A 17,875-nucleotide genomic window follows, 5' to 3' on the forward strand; every position below is an offset into this window, starting at 1 on the left:
TGGATGGGTCAGGCAAGTAGTCATGCGGCAGGCGCCGAGGGTTCGGCCTCCAAGCCGCTGAGCATGCTGGTCGCGGCGGTCGGGGTGGTTTACGGCGACATCGGCACGAGCCCGCTGTACACCCTCAAAGAAGTGTTTTCCGGCGCTTACGGCGTATCGGTCAATCACGATGGCGTGCTGGGTATTCTGTCGTTGATCTTCTGGTCGCTGATCTGGGTCGTGTCGATCAAATACATGATGTTCGTGCTGCGCGCCGACAACCAGGGCGAGGGCGGCATCATGGCGCTCACCGCACTGGCACGGCGGGCGGCGGGGCATCGCAAGAAGCTGCGCTCGTTGCTGGTGGTGTGCGGACTGATCGGCGCGGCGCTGTTTTATGGCGACAGCATGATCACCCCGGCGATTTCCGTACTGTCGGCGATTGAAGGTCTGGGGCTGGCGTTTGATGGTATCGACCATTGGGTCGTGCCGTTGTCGCTGGTGGTGCTGGTGGCGCTGTTTCTGATTCAGAAACACGGTACGGCGCGGATCGGCATTCTGTTCGGGCCGATCATGGTCACCTGGTTCCTCGTCCTCGGCGCCCTCGGTGTGTATGGCATCAGCCACGCGCCAGAAGTGTTACATGCGATGAACCCGATCTGGGCGGTGAATTTCTTCGTCGTTCATCCGGGCATGGGCGTAGCGATTCTCGGTGCCGTAGTGCTGGCGCTGACCGGTGCCGAAGCGCTGTACGCCGACATGGGCCACTTTGGCCGCAAGCCGATTGCCCGGGCGTGGTTCATCCTGGTGTTGCCGGCGCTGGTGCTCAACTACTTCGGGCAGGGCGCTTTGTTGCTGGAAAACCCGGAAGCGGCGCGTAACCCGTTCTATCTGCTGGCGCCGAGCTGGGCGTTGATTCCGCTGGTCGGTCTGTCGACCCTGGCCACGGTGATTGCCTCGCAAGCGGTGATTTCCGGTGCATTCTCCCTGACCCGTCAGGCGATTCAGCTCGGATACATCCCGCGCATGTACATCCAGCACACCTCCAGCGATGAGCAGGGCCAGATCTATATTGGTGCGGTGAACTGGGCGCTGATGGTCGGCGTGGTCCTGTTGGTGCTCGGTTTCGAATCCTCTGGCGCACTGGCCTCGGCCTATGGCGTGGCGGTGACGGGCACCATGCTGATGACCACCATTCTGGTGTCGGCAGTGATGCTGCTGCTGTGGAAATGGCCGCCGATCCTCGCGGTGCCGGTGCTGATCGGCTTCCTGCTGGTGGATGGTCTGTACTTCGCCGCCAACGTGCCGAAGATCGTTCAGGGCGGTGCCTTCCCCGTGATCGCCGGTATCGCGCTGTTTGTGCTGATGACCACCTGGAAACGCGGTAAGCAGTTGCTCGTCGATCGCCTCGACGAAGGCGCACTGCCGCTGCCGATCTTTATCAGCAGCATCCGCGTGCAACCACCGCATCGCGTGCAGGGCACCGCTGTGTTCCTCACCGCGCGCTCCGACGCCGTGCCGCACGCGCTGTTGCACAACCTGCTGCATAACCAGGTGTTGCATGAGCAAGTGGTGTTGCTGACGGTGGTCTACGAAGACATCCCGCGTGTACCGCCATCGCGACGCTTCGAAGTCGAGGCCCACGGCGAAGGCTTCTTCCGGGTGATCCTGCACTTCGGCTTCACCGACGAGCCGGACGTGCCGCAGGCGCTGAAGCTGTGTCATCTCGATGATCTGGACTTCAGCCCGATGCGCACGACCTACTTCCTCAGCCGCGAAACGGTGATTGCCTCGAAACTTGAGGGCATGGCGCGTTGGCGTGAGGCGCTGTTTGCGTTCATGTTGAAGAATGCCAACGGCAACTTGCGCTTCTTCAATCTGCCGCTGAACCGGGTGATTGAACTCGGCACGCAGGTAGAAATGTAAGCCTCGCTTCAACTGAAAAGCCCCCGTCAGCCTAGTGGCTGGCGGGGGCTTTTTTGTGGGCGGCAACTTCAGATCAAAAGATCGCAGCCTTCAGGTATCTCTGCTTCAGACTCGGTCTTCGTCCGCGCAGGTCGTGGCATCAACGCCTGAATCACATCATCAATCAAGGCTTTGCCCATCACCGTCAGGTAATGCGCGGCCCAGGCATGGCGATCGGTGTCTTTGATGAAGGCAGCGTCCTCGGCGAAGGATTTTGCGAGGGATAGCAGGTCGGAGGATTGGGACAAGGCATCGATGATCGGGATGCCGGCGCGGACGTTGAAGAACGCTTGATCCGAGTGGTAGAGGAAAGGGGTGAAGCCGATGGTTGTAAGGTCTGAAGGCGTTGACGGAATTTCTTTGCTCATTGTTTTGCTCCCTAAAACGAGGAGCTGCCGCATTCGTTACCACACGAATGGGTGGCAGCTGTACGCAGGGTGGTAAACCGGGAGAGCAAAGAAACCGGCAGACCCGAAGGTCTCCCACGTACAGCTGCCATGACAGTAAATTACAGGCGTAAAAGAACGCCTGATGTCGTGATGGAGGCACTGTTGCACTTTGCCTAACCGGGTTACCACACCCGATCGCTGAATGGGTCAGCGACATCCGGAGAGTATCCCGTCGAAAAACAGCGCAATAGAGCGGCAAAGCGCCCCAACACGAGTTTCGGAGTTTGCCTACAAGGTCTGTGGGCGTCATCCGATATTGCGAGACTGGAAGTAAACGATACTAAACGTCACGCACGAACCGACGTGTGCAAAGCATTCAGGTACGTATGACGGCATCAGCGGAACAAGAATTACAGGATGAACCAAAGGACCTTCGGATCGAAAAGAAGGCCAGTGAACGACTGCTCATCTTTGATTTGGCCCACGCAATCAGCCATGACGATATGCGGGCAAGGTATGCAGCGATTAGTGATCGACCCAAGGGCTTGACGACCCGGCCTCGGCAGTGAGACAAGTGTCCACGTTTTATGGAATGTGGACACTTGAGGTTTTGAACTAAATGAAGAGTCAAGATATTTTGCTTTTGTTCAAAATGGCCAGTCTCCATGCTCAGGAAGAGAATCTCTTGGGGGAGATGGAGGCCGAGTCGAATTCGGACAGGGTCGAAGAGCTGCTCAGGCCTTATGTCGTCAGCCGAATGACCGCTGGGGCGAGTGTGGGGAAGCCATTGGTCACCTATTCCACTGATGGGGAAGACACACTCTTCCAGCGCCGCGAATTCGATTCGCCTTTCGCTGATGGGCCAGGCTGGGAGGGATGGGCGGAACCAGCATCTGATCCACCGCTGACAAGTTGGAGCGACCGCTACTCTCTGCGTGCGCTGTCCGCCTCTCTCGGGCTGAGCAAAAGCGAAGTCTCAAATGCTCTCGCCCGGTGCCGGGAATCTGGATTGCTCATTCATGACTACGATACCGGGCTTGCCAAAGTGCACCGCCGGGAACTGCTGAAAATTACCGAGCACGCGCTGAAGTACTTCTTCCCGGTCAAGCCTGGCGCGATGGTTCGTGGCATACCCACAGGCTTTGCGGCACCCGCGCTGTCCAAAAGCATCAAGAGTGCGGGTGGTTTGATTCCGGTCTGGCCGGATGCGCATGGAACCGAGCGAGGCCAAGCGATAGAGCCGCTTTACAAAACAGTGCCGGAAGCGGTGAAAAAAGACCGGATCCTTTACCACTATCTGGCGCTCGCTGATGCAATCCGTCTGGGTGGTCCGCGTGAGTGTGGTGTGGCAATCAGTATTCTGAAGGCAGGGATGGGGCTTAAATAACATGTCGTCAAACGCGGATCACAACTACGAACTTATTGAGTTCGTGGCTGAAGGCTTGGGCGAGGCGTTTCTCGCCGAAGTTGCTTTTGTTGGCGGTTGCACAACCGCCATGCTGGTTACAGATACAGCAGTGCTGGACGACATTCGTTTCACTGATGACGTTGATCTAGTGATCGAGTTGGCCGGTATCAGCGCCTGGAACCAACTCACTGAACGGCTGGCTGCCAAGGGATTCAAGATCACCGGTGAGGACGAGGTCAATTGTCGTTTTCGCTTCAATGACGTTGTTGTGGATGTCATGCCTTCCGACCCTGCAGTGCTCGGCTATGCCAACCGCTGGTTCGTCGAGGGGCTGGCGAGGGCGGATAAATTCACCCTACCCAGCGGCACTGTCATCCAGATATTCCAGCCCACATATTTTCTCGCGACGAAACTGGAAGCTTTCGCCGGTCGCGGAAATGGTGATCCTTATCACAAGGATGTCGAGGACATGATCATCTTGATCGATGGTCGGCCTGAGCTGTTGGAGGAGGTGGGCCAGGCTGACAGCGACCTTAAGGCGTTCGTCACAGATGGAATCCACAAACTGATGGCGCTCGACGGGGTTGGCTATGTGATCGAAAGTTCAGGCTCGGTGCAGGCGAATCCAGGCAGAGGGCAGATTATTCACCGGCGTTTGAAAGCGCTGGCCAGCGCATGAGATACCACTCCCGATCAATCACTGGGCAAGCCAGCAGGGCAAATAATGACTATGCCGGAGCTACCTGTGAAGGTGACAGTGGGTTTTTTGTTGTCGCGGATGGCACTTCCAGGCGCGGCAGTGGACAGCTGGCTGAAAGCTTCGTAAGCGGCATGTTGGCGGCTCATTCCACACAGATGGAGCAGGGGGGCTATCCTGCAGACCCCGCAGCTGTTGAGCGTCTATTGGGTTCAATACTGTCGGATTTTCATGCGTCGTTGCCTGCTGATCAGGCGGGAGCCATCTGTTACCTGATTGGCTTGGTAGCTCATGGCCGACTCGCCGTTGCGTACGAAGGTGACTGTTCATGCGGGATTGTGCCGCTGGCGGGAGCCATCGAGTGGATTACGCCACCTCACTGCAAGGCCAATTGGCGGCGCGACCGTTCGCACTGTGAATTGGCACAAGACCCGGCGCGAAATTCGGTAACACGATGCTTGAAGATCAATCGGGTCCCGAACCCTGACTTTGTTTGTTGTGCACTGGACGCTGTTGAGCGCTTGGTGTTTGTCACTGATGGCTTTTGGGCGGACTTGACGCAAGTGCAGCAAAGCAGTTTGTTGGCGGCGCGGGATAGCTACTTTAGCGTTGGCGACGATGATGTCACGTGGATAGATGTCCAGCTTGGCCAGCGAGACTGACGGGTTGTCTGAATCCAGCCCAATACCCCTGTGGGAGCGAGCCTGCTCGCGAAGACGTAGTGTCAGTCGACGAATCTGTAAACTGACCCACCGCTTTCGCGAGCAGGCTCGCTCCCACAGGGGATTTTCGTGGCTGCTGAATGTAAAAAGCCCCCGCAACTGCGAAGTTGCGGGGGCTTTTTGTGGGCGTGGCTCAGATCACTCTTCGGCGACCGAGTCCTTGCTCTGACGCTTCTCGATCAAATCCACCAAACGCTTGGCCAGCGCCGGATAGTTCTCGTCGAAGTGGTGGCCGCCTGGCAGTTTCACCGCTTCACCCACTGCAGTCTTGTCCGTGCAACCGCTTTCATCCGTCTCTTCTTCACCATAGATGCACACAACCTTGGCCGCTGGCAGTTTGGCCATTTCCGGGCCGGTGGCGGCTTCTTTGCCAGCGTTGCCCAGCCAGCCTTCGACTTCGATTTCGAAGCTGCCGGTGCGGGCGAAGGCCAACAGGATGATTGCGTCGACGCGTTGCTGCTCGGTTTCAGGCAGGCGATTGTAGATCGCTGGCAGGACGTCAGCGCCGAACGAGTAACCGGTGAGGATGAAGCGTTTGGTGCCCCATTTCTGCCGGTAGTGCTGCATCAGTTCGGTCAGGTCGAGCGCGCTTTGCTCCGGGCTCTTGTGCTGCCAGTAGTAGCGCAGGGTGTCGATGCCGACCACCGGGTAGCCGATCTTGGCCATTTCACCGGCCACGTCGCGGTCGAGGTCGCGCCAGCCGCCGTCACCGGAGAGGAACAGGGTCACGGTGTCTTTCGCTTGGCCGGCCGGCACTTCAACCACCGGGATCGCCAGACCGCCGTTGGCCTTGTCGCCGCCGACGAGGATCTTGCGCAGTTCGTTGTTCAGCACTTGCGGCAGGTTGATGTCGTAGTCGCTGATGCTGGTTTCGGCGTTCGGCTGATCGCGTACAAAACCCGCGCTGGCATCATCCGGGTTGTCGTTCCATGCCACCAGCCAGTGACCATGCGCGGCGGATTTCGGCAACAGGTGAGTGCAGCCAGGTTTTTCCAGCGCCAGGTCCACGGAAATCGCTTGGGCCTTGTCGTCCTTTTGCTCGGACAACCAACGCCAGGCCAATACCGCGCCGGGGCCGATACCGCTGACCAGCGTAGCCGGGCCGTTCAGTTCGCGCAGACCGGTTTGCAGGGCGCGGCTTTGCAGCAGGCAGTCCTTGGGCAGAATCACCTGAACGATTTGCGCCGAGGCGCTGCGGCTCAGGGTGGTCAGTTGTTTTTCAGAGAGTTTCTGGTCGTCGTTGACCGCGACCAGCACCTGCGCCTTGGGTTTGGTGCCGGGGATGACGCGGGTCAAAACGGTGCCGTCTGCCGCCGTAACAGGTTCGAGCGTCGGTTCTGGTGCCGGACGTTTGAGGTACCAGAAACCGCCGCCGGCAATCACGGCCAGCACGATCAGTGCGGCCAGGATGTACTTCAGGGAGCGTTGAATCATCAGCGTTTCACCAATCCAGTCAAGCCGCCCGCGATCAGGGCAGCAGTATCGGCCAGCGCCACCAGCGGATCGAGTCCGGCGGGCACGGCCATATAACGGGGTTCCCAGTCAGGCTGGAACTTGTCTTTGAAGCGGCGCAAGCCTTGGAAGTTGTACAGCTGCTCACCACGGCGGAAAACCATCGAGCCCAGACGCTGGGTCAGCGGTGCACCACGCCGGGGTTGCAACCCCGACAACGGCACCATGCCCAGGCTGAAGCGCGCGTATCCGTGACTCTTATAGTGTTGAATCAGGCCGACCATCATGAATTCCATGGTCAGCTTGGGGGCGTCCGGGTGCGCGCGCATCAGGTCGAGGCTGGCCAGATCATGGCTGTAAGTCTCGAGCAGGTTGGCGAACGCCACCGGGCGGCCTTCGAAGCGAATCACTGCGATGCGGAAATGCTTCAGGTAATCGTCGCTGAAACGGCCGAGGGAGAAGCCTTTCTCACGCACGTTCTTGCCGGTCAGCCATGCATCGGAAATCACTTTCAGCTCGTCCATCGGCGCCTGACCCGGCTCATGGATTTCCAGCGACAGACCGTCGCGGGTGCCACGGTTCCAGGTGTAACGCAGGTCCTTCATCTCTTTGCCCTTGGCTTCCAGGTCAAAGCGATGCAGATCGACCCGGGCTTCTTCGCCCAGTTTGATCGCGGTCAGGCCGATGTCCATGTAGTACGGCAGGTTCTCCGCGCGCACCTGGTAGAACACCGGGCGGGCGTGGTGAATGTCGCAGAGGTCGCGGAACTGCCAGATCATCTCGGCGCGTTGCTGGCCAGGGCCGATCGGGTCGTACAGCGCCACCAGACTGCGGCCACGGCGCGCGTACATCAGGAACGCTTCGTCGTTCTGGTGAAACAGCAGTGCCTTGTCACCGGTTAGCGCCAGGCCACCGTCGGGTTGCGACGACGCCATCAGGATTTTCGCCGCACGATCAAGTTCGTCAGGCGTCGGCAGGTGAATGACCGGGCGTGCGGTGCGCAGCAGCCAGGTCAGCGCGATTACCAGCAACAGCACCGCAGCGCCGAGCAGCGAACGCAGGCCGCGTGGCGCGTCAGCGTCGAGGGTGAACTGCCACCACAGTTGATGGCTGTACGGTACGTCTTGATAGGCGAACAGCAGCAACCACGTCGAGGCACCGAGGACGCACAGGCTGGCCACCAGATACAGCGGCGAGAAGGGCAGTTCGGTCAGGCGACTCGGGCGATAGAACGAGCGACGGAACACACCGAGCAGCGCAGCCGTCAGGGTCATCAGCGTTGCTTCTTCCCAGTCGAAGCCTTTAAGCAGCGAGAGCAGCGCGCCAACCAGCAACAGAATGGTGGTGAGCATCCACGCCGCCGACAGGCGACGACGCAGGCCCTGAGCGAGCATCAGGCAGAGCACGCCGATCAGGCTGGCGCCGAAGTGCGACGCGTCGACCAGCCTGTGCGGGATCAGAAAACCAATGTGTTCCAGACGTGTGTCGATCTCGGGCGTGGCGCCGGAAAACAGCAGCACCACACCGGACAAGAACACCAGCACCGCCAGAATCGGTGCCGCCAGACCAGACGCCGCGCGCATGGTCTGAGTCTGAAACAGGCGCTGACCTTCGTTGATCAGCAGGAATACACAGGCGACCAGCAGCGGCAGCACCACATAGATCAAGCGATACAGCAGCAACGCCGCGGCCAGTGGTGCGGCACCAAGAGTATCGGCGAAAGCGGCCAGCAGGATCGCTTCGAACACACCGACGCCGCCGGGGACGTGGCTGAGTACGCCGGCAGCCAATGCCAGCAGGTACACCAGCAGGAACGCACCAAACGGTGGCGCTTCCGGCAGCAACAGATAAAGGACAGTGGCGGCAGCCGCAACGTCGAGGGCGGTAATGATCAGTTGCAGGAACGTCAGGCGCCGACCCGGCAAGCGCAGCGTGCGGCGGCCAACCCTGACCAGCAGGTTGTCGCGCAACGGTTGTTCCGGCAGGCGCCGACGGTAGATGCCGATAGCCAGTACTGCGCCAAGCAACAGCACGACAGCGGCCACTGTGCCGAGCAGGCCTTCGGACAACCCCAGCGCCTGAGAGGCAGCAGGCAGGTCACTCAGCGTTGCCAGTGCAGCCAGCGGCGGCAAGGCGCAACCCAGCGACAGACTGGCGAACAAGGTCATGTGCGCGACTTCCGACGCCCCCAGACCCAGTCGAGCATATAAACGGTAGCGAACCGAGCCGCCGGACAGCAGCGACAGACCGATTGCATTGCCAATCGCAAACGCGGTGAATCCGCCCAGCGCCAATGTGCGCGGTGGCAAGGTCACGCCGGCATAGCGACTGGCCGACCATTCGTAGCCGAGCAGAATAATGAAACCGACCACGGTCGCAGCGAAGGCGCCGATCAGCGCGGGTTTCGGTACGTCGAGAATCGAGTCGTGCAGCGCATCGAGATCGAGTTCGGCGAGCAGATGACGACAGGCAATCAGCGCAATGGCAAACAGCAGCAAAGTCACCGCCAGACCAATCGGTTGTCGGTATTTGCTCAACCGATCCAGCAAGCGCAGACGCTCGGGTTTGATCGGGTGTTCCGCTGTGACGGTGTCTTGTGGATCAGACGAGTTGGCGCGCATCAATCACCTCTTGGATTGTGCGCGACAGGATGGAGGTATCCAGCCAAGTTACCAATCCCTGTAGAAAAAAATAATCACAAAATACTACGCCTCTCACCGGGTATCGGCGAGGGCAGTTCCTGGATTGCAGAGGCCTGGCCTGCGACTCAAGCATAGTCGCAACTCAGCACTTCTGAAGATCCCAAGCGGTTCACTGCACAGTGACAGATCATTGTTGCGAAAGGACTTTTTCAACAGATACAAAAAAGGCCACTCTTTCGAGTAGCCTTTTTTGATGTTTGGTTGCGGGAGCCGGATTTGAACCGACGACCTTCGGGTTATGAGCCCGACGAGCTACCAGACTGCTCCATCCCGCGTCTGTGTGGCGGCATTCTACAGGCGAACGGCGAGGTGTCAACCGCTAATCCCGTAAAGGGTCAAATAAGTGTGCAATCGCGTCAAACGGTCGCAGGTGGTGCGTTAAGTTTCGGAAATGCAAAGAATTCCTGTTTGGCGATCCTTCTCTATAAGAAGAGGAAATCTACAAAACAGACGCGCACAAAAAAGGCCACTCTTTCGAGTAGCCTTTTTTGATGTTTGGTTGCGGGAGCCGGATTTGAACCGACGACCTTCGGGTTATGAGCCCGACGAGCTACCAGACTGCTCCATCCCGCGTCTGTGTGTCGGCATTCTACAGAGGAACGCCGGGGTGTCAACCCGCAATCTGGATAAAAACTGTTGAGGTTCAATCGGTTAGCGCTTTTTCTCGGGTGTTTGTCACGCTGCAGGTCAGGCGGGGCAAGGCTTCCAGCTCTATTGGCGGCCACTCGTCGATTGAGAAAATAAATTCAAAGGACATTTCCTACCACCTGGAAAGAACATTCATACCACTGGTGCTATATACAGGTGTCAGTGAGATACTGCCGATCCGGTTCGCCACGTTTCCTTTTCTGACATGACTCAGCGAAAAATCATCCACATTGACTGCGACTGTTTCTACGCCGCCATCGAGATGCGCGATGACCCGCGTCTGGCCGGCAAGCCGTTGGCGGTGGGTGGCTCGGCGGACCGGCGCGGGGTGATCGCCACCTGCAACTATGAAGCGCGCGCGTATGGCGTGCGTTCGGCGATGGCGTCGGGGCATGCCTTGAAGCTGTGCCCGGACCTGACCATCGTCAAGCCGCGTATGGATGCGTACCGCGAGGCTTCGAAAGAGATTCATACGATTTTTGCCGATTACACCGACCTGATTGAGCCGCTTTCGCTGGATGAGGCTTATCTGGATGTATCGGACAGCGCGCATTTCGGTGGCAGCGCCACACGCATCGCCCAAGACATTCGTCGTCGAGTCTCCAATCAATTGCACATCACCGTTTCTGCCGGTGTGGCGCCGAACAAGTTTTTGGCGAAAATTGCCAGTGACTGGAAAAAGCCCAACGGCTTGTTCGTGATTACGCCGGATCAGGTCGAAGACTTTGTCAGCGATTTGCCGGTAAGCAAGCTGCACGGCGTCGGCAAGGTCACCGCCGACAAACTGGGCAGGCTCGGCATCGTCGACTGCCTGCACCTGCGCGAGTGGGACAAGCTCGCGTTGGTGCGCGAATTCGGCAGTTTTGGCGAGCGACTTTGGAGTCTGGCCCGTGGGATTGATGACCGGCTGGTGCACAACGACAGCCGGCGTCAGTCAATCAGTGTGGAAAATACTTACGACGTTGATCTGCCGGATCTACGCAGTTGCCTCGACAAACTGCCGGAGCTGCTGGAAACCCTGAAAACCCGTATGGCGCGGATCGACAGCAGTTATCGGCCGGGCAAGCCGTTCGTCAAAGTGAAGTTTCATGACTTTACCCAGACGACGCTGGAGCAGGCCGGGGCAGGGCGGGATCTCGGTAGCTATCAGTTGATGCTGACGCAGGCGTTCAATCGCGGCGGGAAGCCGGTGCGGTTGTTGGGGGTGGGGGTCAGGCTTGAGGATTTGCGCGGCGGGTTTGAGCAGATGGAGTTGTTTGAGCGGTAGATTTTTGCGGAATGTAAGGGCCTCCTCGCGAGCAGGCTCACTCCTACATTGAAATGCGTTCCAATGTAGGAGCTGCCGCAGGCTGCGATCTTTTAATAGGCCTTAATTCGGTCCTGGATCTGCCACCAGACGCCCGGCATCCTTGGTCAGCGACTTGAGAAACTCAGTCTGCAGCTCAGGATCGTTGCGTGTCAGTTCGATCAGGCTTTGTTCCAGCTCGCTGGCTTCTTCTTCCAGACCCAGTTCCGACAGACGTTTGACCCGGTGTACCCACTGGCTCACTTCGTCGTCTTCCAGGTCGTCGTAAATCAGCCCGTGCGCCTCCAGCAATTTGCCGCGCAGATGACTGCTGATCATCAGCGACGAATCAGAGTGCACGTCATCCTTGCTGTCTTCGACGCTGATCTGCAGCTTGCCGACATGATTGAGGTCATTTTCGGCAAACGGGCTGTCGAGCAGATTCAGACGCAGCACACCGTTACGATCGGTGGTCATGTCGAAGGTCTGCTTGCCAGCCTTGACCTGCACCGGGCGCTCGCTCCACGGCAGGCTCGAATACTCCGTGCGCTTGTCGCGCTGGACTTCATCGATACCCGCCAGGTTCTGCTGCGCGCGACCATTGGACTGCACGTTCATGAATGGATTGAGCCCGGCAAAACCGTAGCTCAGCCAGTCCTTGGTGACGCTGTCCGGCAGATTGCCGAGAGCGAAAACGTTGACCACGTTCGCGCCGACGCCGCCGACCACGGCCACCACGCCCAGCGGGATCTCGTAGACCTCCCGCCAAGGCTGGTAAGGCGTGTAGCGATCGTAGCGACGGGTGACTTCGAACTCGGTGACTTCGAAAGTCTTCTGTTCGTTGATCTTCACGCGTCGCTGCGGCAGCTCAAGCGCCTTAGGCTCGCCGACATCAATCTGCAGGCTATGGTCGAGCAACTTCCGCTCGACCCGCTCTTCGTGCTCGCTGCGTTGTGACATGTGATTGGCACAGCCGCTGACCAGCAGGGCACCGCACAGGGCGGTGCCACCGAGGCCTAAGGTGTTTCGCTTGAACATGACGTCTCTATCTGGTTTCAGCGGCGGATACGGGCCTGCAGGAAGGACAATACGTCGGCCACCGGCAATGCTTGCGCTTCGCCTTCGGTACGGCTCTTGTATTCCAGGTTGCCTTCGGCGAGGCCGCGGTCGCTGACCACGATCCGGTGAGGAATGCCGATCAGCTCCATGTCCGCGAACTTGATGCCCGGGCTGGTTTTCTTGTCGCGATCGTCCAGCAGCACTTCGAAACCGGCGGCCGTCAGTTCGGCGTACAGTTTGTCGGTGGCTTCGCGCACCTGCTCGGTTTCATAACGCAGCGGAACCAGAGCGATCTGGAACGGCGCCAGAGTGTCGCTCCAGATGATGCCGTTTTCGTCGTTGTTCTGCTCAATGGCAGCCGCCACCACGCGGGACACGCCGATGCCGTAGCAGCCCATTTCCAGGGTTACCGGCTTGCCGTTCTCGCCCAGCACTTCGCACTTCATCGCCTTGCTGTACTTGTTGCCCAGCTGGAAGATGTGGCCGACTTCGATACCGCGTTTGATTTCCAGCGTGCCTTTGCCGTCCGGGCTTGGGTCACCGGCGACTACGTTACGCAGGTCGGCCACGGTCGGAACCGGCAGATCGCGCTCCCAGTTCACGCCAAAGTAGTGCTTGTCGTCGATGTTCGCGCCGATACCGAAGTCGCTCATCAGTTCGACCGAGCGGTCGATGATGATTGGCAGCGGCAGGTTCAGCGGGCCGAGCGAACCGGCGCCGGCGCCAATGGCGTCACGCAGTTCGGCATCGGTGGCCATGACCAGCGGGCTGGCAACGCCCGGTTGCTGGGCAGCCTTGATTTCGTTGAGTTCGTGGTCGCCTCGAATCACCAGCGCGATCAGCTTGCCTTCTTCTTCGGCACGCACGATCAGGGTCTTGATGGTCTTCTCAATCGGCAGATTGAATTTTTCCACCAGCGCCGCGATGGTCTTGGTGTCTGGGGTATCGACCAAGCGCAGCTCTTCGGTCGCAGCGGCACGCGAGGTTTCGCGTGGCACCGCTTCGGCTTTTTCGATGTTCGCTGCGTAGTCGGAGCCGTTGCTGAAGACGATGTCGTCTTCGCCGGACTCGGCCAGTACGTGGAATTCGTGCGAGCCGGCGCCACCGATCGAACCGTTGTCGGCTTCAACCGGACGGAATTTCAGGCCCAGACGGCTGAACACGTTGCAGTACGCCTGGTGCATACGGTCATAAGTGACCTGCAGCGACGCCTGATCAGCGTGGAACGAGTACGCGTCCTTCATGATGAATTCACGGCCACGCATCAAACCGAAGCGTGGGCGGATTTCGTCACGGAATTTGGTCTGGATCTGGTACAGGTTGATTGGCAGCTGTTTGTAGCTGCTCAACTCGTTGCGCATCAGATCGGTGATCACTTCTTCGTGGGTCGGGCCCGCGCAGAAGTCGCGACCGTGGCGATCTTTGATGCGCAGCAGCTCAGGGCCGTATTCTTCCCAGCGCCCCGATTCCTGCCACAGCTCGGCCGGTTGGGTGCTCGGCATCAACACTTCCAGAGAGCCGGCGGCGTTCATCTCTTCGCGAACGATGGCTTCAACCTTGCGCATGACTCGCAAGCCCATCGGCAGCCAGGTGTACAGGCCCGAGGCGAGTTTGCGGATCATGCCGGCGCGCAGCATCAGCTGGTGGCTGATCACGACCGCGTCGGAAGGCGTTTCTTTCTGTGTGGCGAGCAAAAATTGACTGGTGCGCATGGTTGGCCGTTGTCGGTTGCTATGACTGGAAATGACTCCGCAGTGTACCGGCGAGTTTTGCCGACGTACAGGCGTGAGGTCAGTGGGGAGGCACGACGGCGAGATTCCTCCCGCCGTTGCCGAAACGTCTTACGATTCTTCTGCGACCGGCGTCGGCACAGGCTCGGGCGTTGGCGTCGGGCCTTCGCGGCGGCTTTCCTGAAACCAGTGCAACGCGATCAGAATCAACGTCGGCACGCCGAGCAGGGCAGTGATCAGGAAGAAGCTGTGGTAACCGAACTTCTCGACCAGAACCCCGGAATAGCCGCCCATCAGGCGCGGCAACAGCAGCATGATCGAGCTGAGCAGGGCGTATTGGGTGGCGGAGAACTTCAGGTTGGTCAGGCTCGACAGGTAGGCAACGAACGCCGACGTCGCCAGACCCGAACTGAAGTTATCGAGGGAAATGGTCACCATCAGCATCTGCAGGTTTGGACCCATGTCGGCGAGCATGACGAACAGCAGGTTGGTGGCGGCCGAGGCCGCGCCGCCGATGAACAGAATCGGCAGAATGCCGAAGCGCACGATCAGCAGACCGCCCATGCCGGCGCCGACCAGCGTCATGATCAGGCCGAAGATCTTGCTGACACTGGCAATCTGATCCTTGGTGAAACCCTGATCGATATAGAACACGTTGGCCATGACGCCCATTACCGTGTCCGACATCCGATAGGTGGCGATCAGGCCGAGCAGCAGCAGTGCCTGCCAGCGGTAGCGCAGAATGAAGTCATTGACCGGTGTCAGCACCGGTGCGAGGCCGCGACGACCCATGGTCGACAGACACAGACCGGTGAGCAGCGTATAGAGAATCGCGCGCAGGAAGGCGCGGTCTTCGAGCAGCAGGTCAAGCGGACTCATGTCGCCGAACAGCACACTGGCAAAATCGGTGTTGTAGAGCTGGGTGAACATCGCCGGTACCGAGACCAGCAAGATAATCAGCACAAACACCGACATCAGTTGATGCATGAAGGTATAGCGCCCGGCCTGCAATTGAGTGCGTAGCGGCACTGGCGGCTCGCGCATCAACAGCGTGGTCAGCAGGGCAGGAATCATCAATGCGCCGAACAGCGCGTAAGTGCCGGCCCAGGCCGAGTGCTGATAATTGAAACCTGTGGAGCCGAAGCCCTCAGCGAAAAACAGTGCGCCAGCGGTGGCCAGCAGCGCTGCTACGCGGTACCCGGACATATAACTGGCGGCGAGGGCGGCCTGGCGGTTGTCTTCGGCGATTTCCAGGCGATAGGCATCCACCGCGATATCCTGGGTGGCGGAGGCGAAGGCGACGACGACGGCAATGGCGATCAGCCAGGACAGATGCTTCTGCGGATCGCAGAAGCCCATGCCGACCAGGCCGAGAATCACCAAGGCCTGCGAGAGCACCAGCCACGAACGGCGACGGCCGAGTTTGCCCAGCAACGGCAGGCGCCATTGGTCGAGCAGTGGTGACCAGACCCATTTGAACGCATAAGCCAGGCCGATCAGGCTGGCGTAGCCGATGGTTTCACGGGCGACACCGGCTTCACGCAGCCAGACGGAAAGCGTTGAAAATACCAGCATGTACGGCAGGCCGGCGGCGAAACCGAGCAACAACAGCACGAGCGTCGAAGGACTGGCATAAGCGGCTAGCGCGGCGCGCCAGGTTTTACGGGGCATGGGCTGAAGTCTGCCTCAAGATTGCGAAAACAAAGCGCGCACTCTAACCGCTGTGCTCTACCGGACGCCAGCCATGGCGCTGAATATCCACACGATTGTTCAGGACGGTGATGCCTTCCATGCGCAATCGGGCCCGTTGTTCATCACCCGATGGGCTGCCCACCGGTAGGCTGATCCGACCGCCGGCGCCCAGCACTCGGTGCCAGGGCAGTTTGGTATCACCGGGTAGCTGGCTCAAGGTGCGGCCGACCCAGCGGGCGGCGCGCCCCAACCCGGCCAGTTCAGCTAACTGACCATAGCTGACGACTTTGCCTTCGGGCACTTGGGCGAGCGTCGAGTAGAGCGCCGTGCGTCGGATTTGCGCATCGTTTTCAACGCTGTCGAGCGGGTCTGTCACGTACGCGGTTCCTGAGCATGAACAGTTTGATGGCTTTCAGAGTAATCGGTGATCGCGCAATTGAGAAATGAACTCATCGCAAATCGTTCGGTCAGTCCTTGTCAGGGTCTTATTCCTACGGATAATGCCGACCTTTTTCGCAAACTTGAGCCTTCGATTCGCTTATGTTTTCCAGATCCTTGCTGTGCCTTGCTGTTTTCAGCGCGTCCACGCCCCTGCTTGCCGATACCGTCTGGTTGAAGAACGGTGACAAGTTGAGCGGTACCATTACGGTATTCGACGGCGGCAAGCTGTTGATCCAGACCAAATACGCCGGTGCGGTCACCATCGACTGGAAAGAGGTCAAGACGCTGGACAGCGATCAGCACTTGCTGGTCAAACAGGATGCCTACACCGGCGAAGTGTCCAAGTCGCTGACGGCCGCCGAAGATGGCAAGGTCACCCTGGCCAATGGCGAGGCGCCGAAAACCGTCGAGCTGGCGAGCATTCAGCAGATTCTCAAACCGAAACCGGTGGTCGAGGATCTGGTCTGGAAGGGCAATGTCGACTTGGCGCTGGATTATCAGCGCGCCGAGAAGGACACCGATGACTACGATGTCGGCTTCAAGACCACGGCACGTCATGGTCGCTGGCGTCATACCGCCGAAGGCGAGTACAACCGCGAAGTGCAGGACGACGAGACCACCACCAACAACTGGCGCGCCGAATATGCACTCGACCGCTTCCTGACCGATAAATGGTTCTGGCAGGGTCGTCTGAATTACAAGCGCGATCACATCGAAGAGCTGGCGCGTCAGCGCGTGGTTGGTACCGGTCCTGGCTACCAGTTCTGGGATGACGAGTTGGGCGCGTTCTCGCTGGGCTCGCTGCTCAACCGCACGGACTATGAGTACCGCGATGGCAGCAAGGACAACTTCTACTCTGTCGCCATGAAATGGGATTACAACCGTTACCTGATTGGCAAGAAAGTCGAGTTCTTCACCAACGGTGAAGTGGGCAAACCACTGTCCGGAGTTGCTGATTACGCACTGGATGCTGAATTGGGGCTGCGTTACAAGGTCACCGACTGGGCTTCGCTTAACCTCAAGGCTGAGCGCGACATCATCAGTGGCACCAACGATGCCGATCTGAGCAAGACCCGTTATACCGCCGGGTTTGGCGTGGCCTGGTAAGGCACAAGCAAAAGATCGCAGCCTTCGGCAGCTCCTACAGAGAATTGATGTAAATCCTGTAGGAGCTGCCGAAGGCTGCGATCTTTTTTTGCGAGCTGAAAAACAGACGCCCACAAAAAAGCCCCGCTTTTAAGGGCGGGGCTCTTTTCTAAAGAAGCTACAAGTTAGATAACTTGTACTTCTTCAGCTTGCATGCCTTTCTGACCGCGGGTAGCGATGAAAGAAACCTGTTGGCCTTCTTTCAGGCTTTTGAAGCCGTCGGATTGGATAGCTTTGAAGTGAACGAACAGGTCGTCACCGGATTGTGGAGTGATGAAGCCGAAGCCTTTTTCATCGTTGAACCACTTAACGGTACCGGTTTGGCGATTAGACATGGTGTAACTCCTTGAACAAAGATAACTGCGACTCAGGAAGAACCCTGGCCGAGACTGAGTGCAAAGAGCAGGAAAAATTCTTGTAGATGGTTGGATCGAAATTCAACATATCGTGTAGAGATTCTCAGTGACACAAGCAACACAGTGACGCCACCTTAACCCAGTTTCCGAGAAGTGCCAATGCTTCTTGCGAAGGTTTCTCTGTTTTCGGGATCGGCGGTGTGA

General features: G+C 58.7%; 13 protein-coding genes and 2 tRNA genes. 5 read left to right on the plus strand and 10 right to left on the minus strand.

Translation table 11 applies throughout. The features are described 5' to 3' along the window. Positions 1-63 precede the first annotated feature (63 nt). Positions 64-1,905, plus strand: a complete 1,842-nt coding sequence (locus ACZZ0A_RS02670; protein WP_371857960.1) for a potassium transporter Kup — start codon at positions 64-66, stop codon at positions 1,903-1,905. Positions 1,906-1,973: 68 nt separating this feature from the next. Here the strand turns inward: ACZZ0A_RS02670 and ACZZ0A_RS02675 are convergent, their stop codons facing one another. After that, positions 1,974-2,312 carry a DUF3077 domain-containing protein gene (locus ACZZ0A_RS02675; RefSeq protein ID WP_007918647.1) on the minus strand — a complete coding sequence of 113 codons (339 nt, stop codon included), beginning with the start codon at positions 2,310-2,312 and terminating at the stop codon, positions 1,974-1,976. Positions 2,313-2,952: 640 nt separating this feature from the next. Between ACZZ0A_RS02675 and ACZZ0A_RS02680 the strand changes: the two genes are divergently transcribed. Both ACZZ0A_RS02680 and ACZZ0A_RS02685 read left to right on the plus strand, forming a co-directional pair. Further along, positions 2,953-3,720, plus strand: coding sequence for a hypothetical protein (locus tag ACZZ0A_RS02680; RefSeq protein WP_007918645.1), 768 nt, complete (start codon positions 2,953-2,955; stop codon positions 3,718-3,720). 1 nt (position 3,721) lies between these two features. Next, positions 3,722-4,420: a nucleotidyl transferase AbiEii/AbiGii toxin family protein gene (locus ACZZ0A_RS02685; RefSeq protein WP_007918643.1), complete on the plus strand. Its 699-nt coding sequence runs from the start codon at positions 3,722-3,724 to the stop codon at positions 4,418-4,420. Positions 4,421-5,298: 878 nt separating this feature from the next. Here the strand turns inward: ACZZ0A_RS02685 and ACZZ0A_RS02690 are convergent. The 4 genes from ACZZ0A_RS02690 to ACZZ0A_RS02705 form a co-directional block, all read right to left on the minus strand. After that, positions 5,299-6,594: a virulence factor family protein gene (locus tag ACZZ0A_RS02690; RefSeq protein WP_095126537.1), complete on the minus strand. Its 1,296-nt coding sequence runs from the start codon at positions 6,592-6,594 to the stop codon at positions 5,299-5,301. Further along, positions 6,594-9,233: a bifunctional lysylphosphatidylglycerol flippase/synthetase MprF gene (gene mprF / locus ACZZ0A_RS02695; RefSeq protein WP_095113866.1), complete on the minus strand. Its 2,640-nt coding sequence runs from the start codon at positions 9,231-9,233 to the stop codon at positions 6,594-6,596. Before mprF ends, ACZZ0A_RS02690 begins: the two co-directional genes overlap by 1 nt. 279 nt (positions 9,234-9,512) lie before the next feature. Then, positions 9,513-9,589, minus strand: a tRNA-Met gene (locus ACZZ0A_RS02700). A 221-nt stretch (positions 9,590-9,810) separates the two neighbouring features. Continuing rightward, positions 9,811-9,887 (minus strand) — tRNA-Met (locus ACZZ0A_RS02705). A 280-nt stretch (positions 9,888-10,167) separates the two neighbouring features. Here ACZZ0A_RS02705 and dinB point away from each other — a divergent pair. Then, the gene (gene dinB / locus ACZZ0A_RS02710) at positions 10,168-11,229 is read left to right on the plus strand and encodes a DNA polymerase IV (protein WP_095113865.1); all 1,062 of its coding nucleotides are present in this window, start codon (positions 10,168-10,170) and stop codon (positions 11,227-11,229) included. Positions 11,230-11,331: 102 nt separating this feature from the next. Here dinB and ACZZ0A_RS02715 read toward each other — a convergent pair whose 3' ends face one another. The 4 genes from ACZZ0A_RS02715 to ACZZ0A_RS02730 form a co-directional block, all read right to left on the minus strand. Further along, positions 11,332-12,285, minus strand: coding sequence for a hypothetical protein (locus ACZZ0A_RS02715; protein ID WP_007918633.1), 954 nt, complete (start codon positions 12,283-12,285; stop codon positions 11,332-11,334). A gap of 17 nt (positions 12,286-12,302) precedes the next feature. Further along, positions 12,303-14,018 (minus strand): proline--tRNA ligase, encoded by a 1,716-nt coding sequence (locus ACZZ0A_RS02720; RefSeq protein ID WP_007918631.1) that lies wholly within the window; start codon positions 14,016-14,018, stop codon positions 12,303-12,305. Between the two features lie 129 nt (positions 14,019-14,147). Continuing rightward, entirely contained in the window at positions 14,148-15,707 is a 1,560-nt protein-coding gene (locus ACZZ0A_RS02725) for an AmpG family muropeptide MFS transporter (RefSeq protein WP_007918629.1), read from the minus strand. A gap of 43 nt (positions 15,708-15,750) precedes the next feature. After that, positions 15,751-16,104 (minus strand): MGMT family protein, encoded by a 354-nt coding sequence (locus ACZZ0A_RS02730; protein ID WP_007918619.1) that lies wholly within the window; start codon positions 16,102-16,104, stop codon positions 15,751-15,753. Positions 16,105-16,268: 164 nt separating this feature from the next. Here ACZZ0A_RS02730 and ACZZ0A_RS02735 point away from each other — a divergent pair, with 164 nt between their 5' ends. Beyond that, positions 16,269-17,276 (plus strand): DUF481 domain-containing protein, encoded by a 1,008-nt coding sequence (locus ACZZ0A_RS02735; protein ID WP_463542484.1) that lies wholly within the window; start codon positions 16,269-16,271, stop codon positions 17,274-17,276. Positions 17,277-17,440: 164 nt separating this feature from the next. On the opposite strand, the gene ACZZ0A_RS02740 is transcribed toward ACZZ0A_RS02735, so the two are convergent. Beyond that, positions 17,441-17,650, minus strand: coding sequence for a cold-shock protein (locus ACZZ0A_RS02740; protein ID WP_002554837.1), 210 nt, complete (start codon positions 17,648-17,650; stop codon positions 17,441-17,443). Positions 17,651-17,875 lie beyond the last annotated feature (225 nt).

The organism is Pseudomonas sp. AC242 (assembly GCF_979258655.1).

Bases quoted from the DNA above. Each gene is read 5' to 3' on its own strand.
- ACZZ0A_RS02670 (WP_371857960.1), top strand. From the start codon at position 64: ATGCTGGTCGCGGCGGTCGGGGTGGTTTACGGCGACATCGGCACGAGC.
- ACZZ0A_RS02675 (WP_007918647.1), bottom strand. From the start codon at position 2,312: ATGAGCAAAGAAATTCCGTCAACGCCTTCAGACCTTACAACCATCGGC.
- ACZZ0A_RS02680 (WP_007918645.1), top strand. From the start codon at position 2,953: ATGAAGAGTCAAGATATTTTGCTTTTGTTCAAAATGGCCAGTCTCCAT.
- ACZZ0A_RS02685 (WP_007918643.1), top strand. From the start codon at position 3,722: ATGTCGTCAAACGCGGATCACAACTACGAACTTATTGAGTTCGTGGCT.
- ACZZ0A_RS02690 (WP_095126537.1), bottom strand. From the start codon at position 6,594: ATGATTCAACGCTCCCTGAAGTACATCCTGGCCGCACTGATCGTGCTG.
- mprF (WP_095113866.1), bottom strand. From the start codon at position 9,233: ATGCGCGCCAACTCGTCTGATCCACAAGACACCGTCACAGCGGAACAC.
- dinB (WP_095113865.1), top strand. From the start codon at position 10,168: ATGACTCAGCGAAAAATCATCCACATTGACTGCGACTGTTTCTACGCC.
- ACZZ0A_RS02715 (WP_007918633.1), bottom strand. From the start codon at position 12,285: ATGTTCAAGCGAAACACCTTAGGCCTCGGTGGCACCGCCCTGTGCGGT.
- ACZZ0A_RS02720 (WP_007918631.1), bottom strand. From the start codon at position 14,018: ATGCGCACCAGTCAATTTTTGCTCGCCACACAGAAAGAAACGCCTTCC.
- ACZZ0A_RS02725 (WP_007918629.1), bottom strand. From the start codon at position 15,707: ATGCCCCGTAAAACCTGGCGCGCCGCGCTAGCCGCTTATGCCAGTCCT.
- ACZZ0A_RS02735 (WP_463542484.1), top strand. From the start codon at position 16,269: ATGTTTTCCAGATCCTTGCTGTGCCTTGCTGTTTTCAGCGCGTCCACG.
- ACZZ0A_RS02740 (WP_002554837.1), bottom strand. From the start codon at position 17,650: ATGTCTAATCGCCAAACCGGTACCGTTAAGTGGTTCAACGATGAAAAA.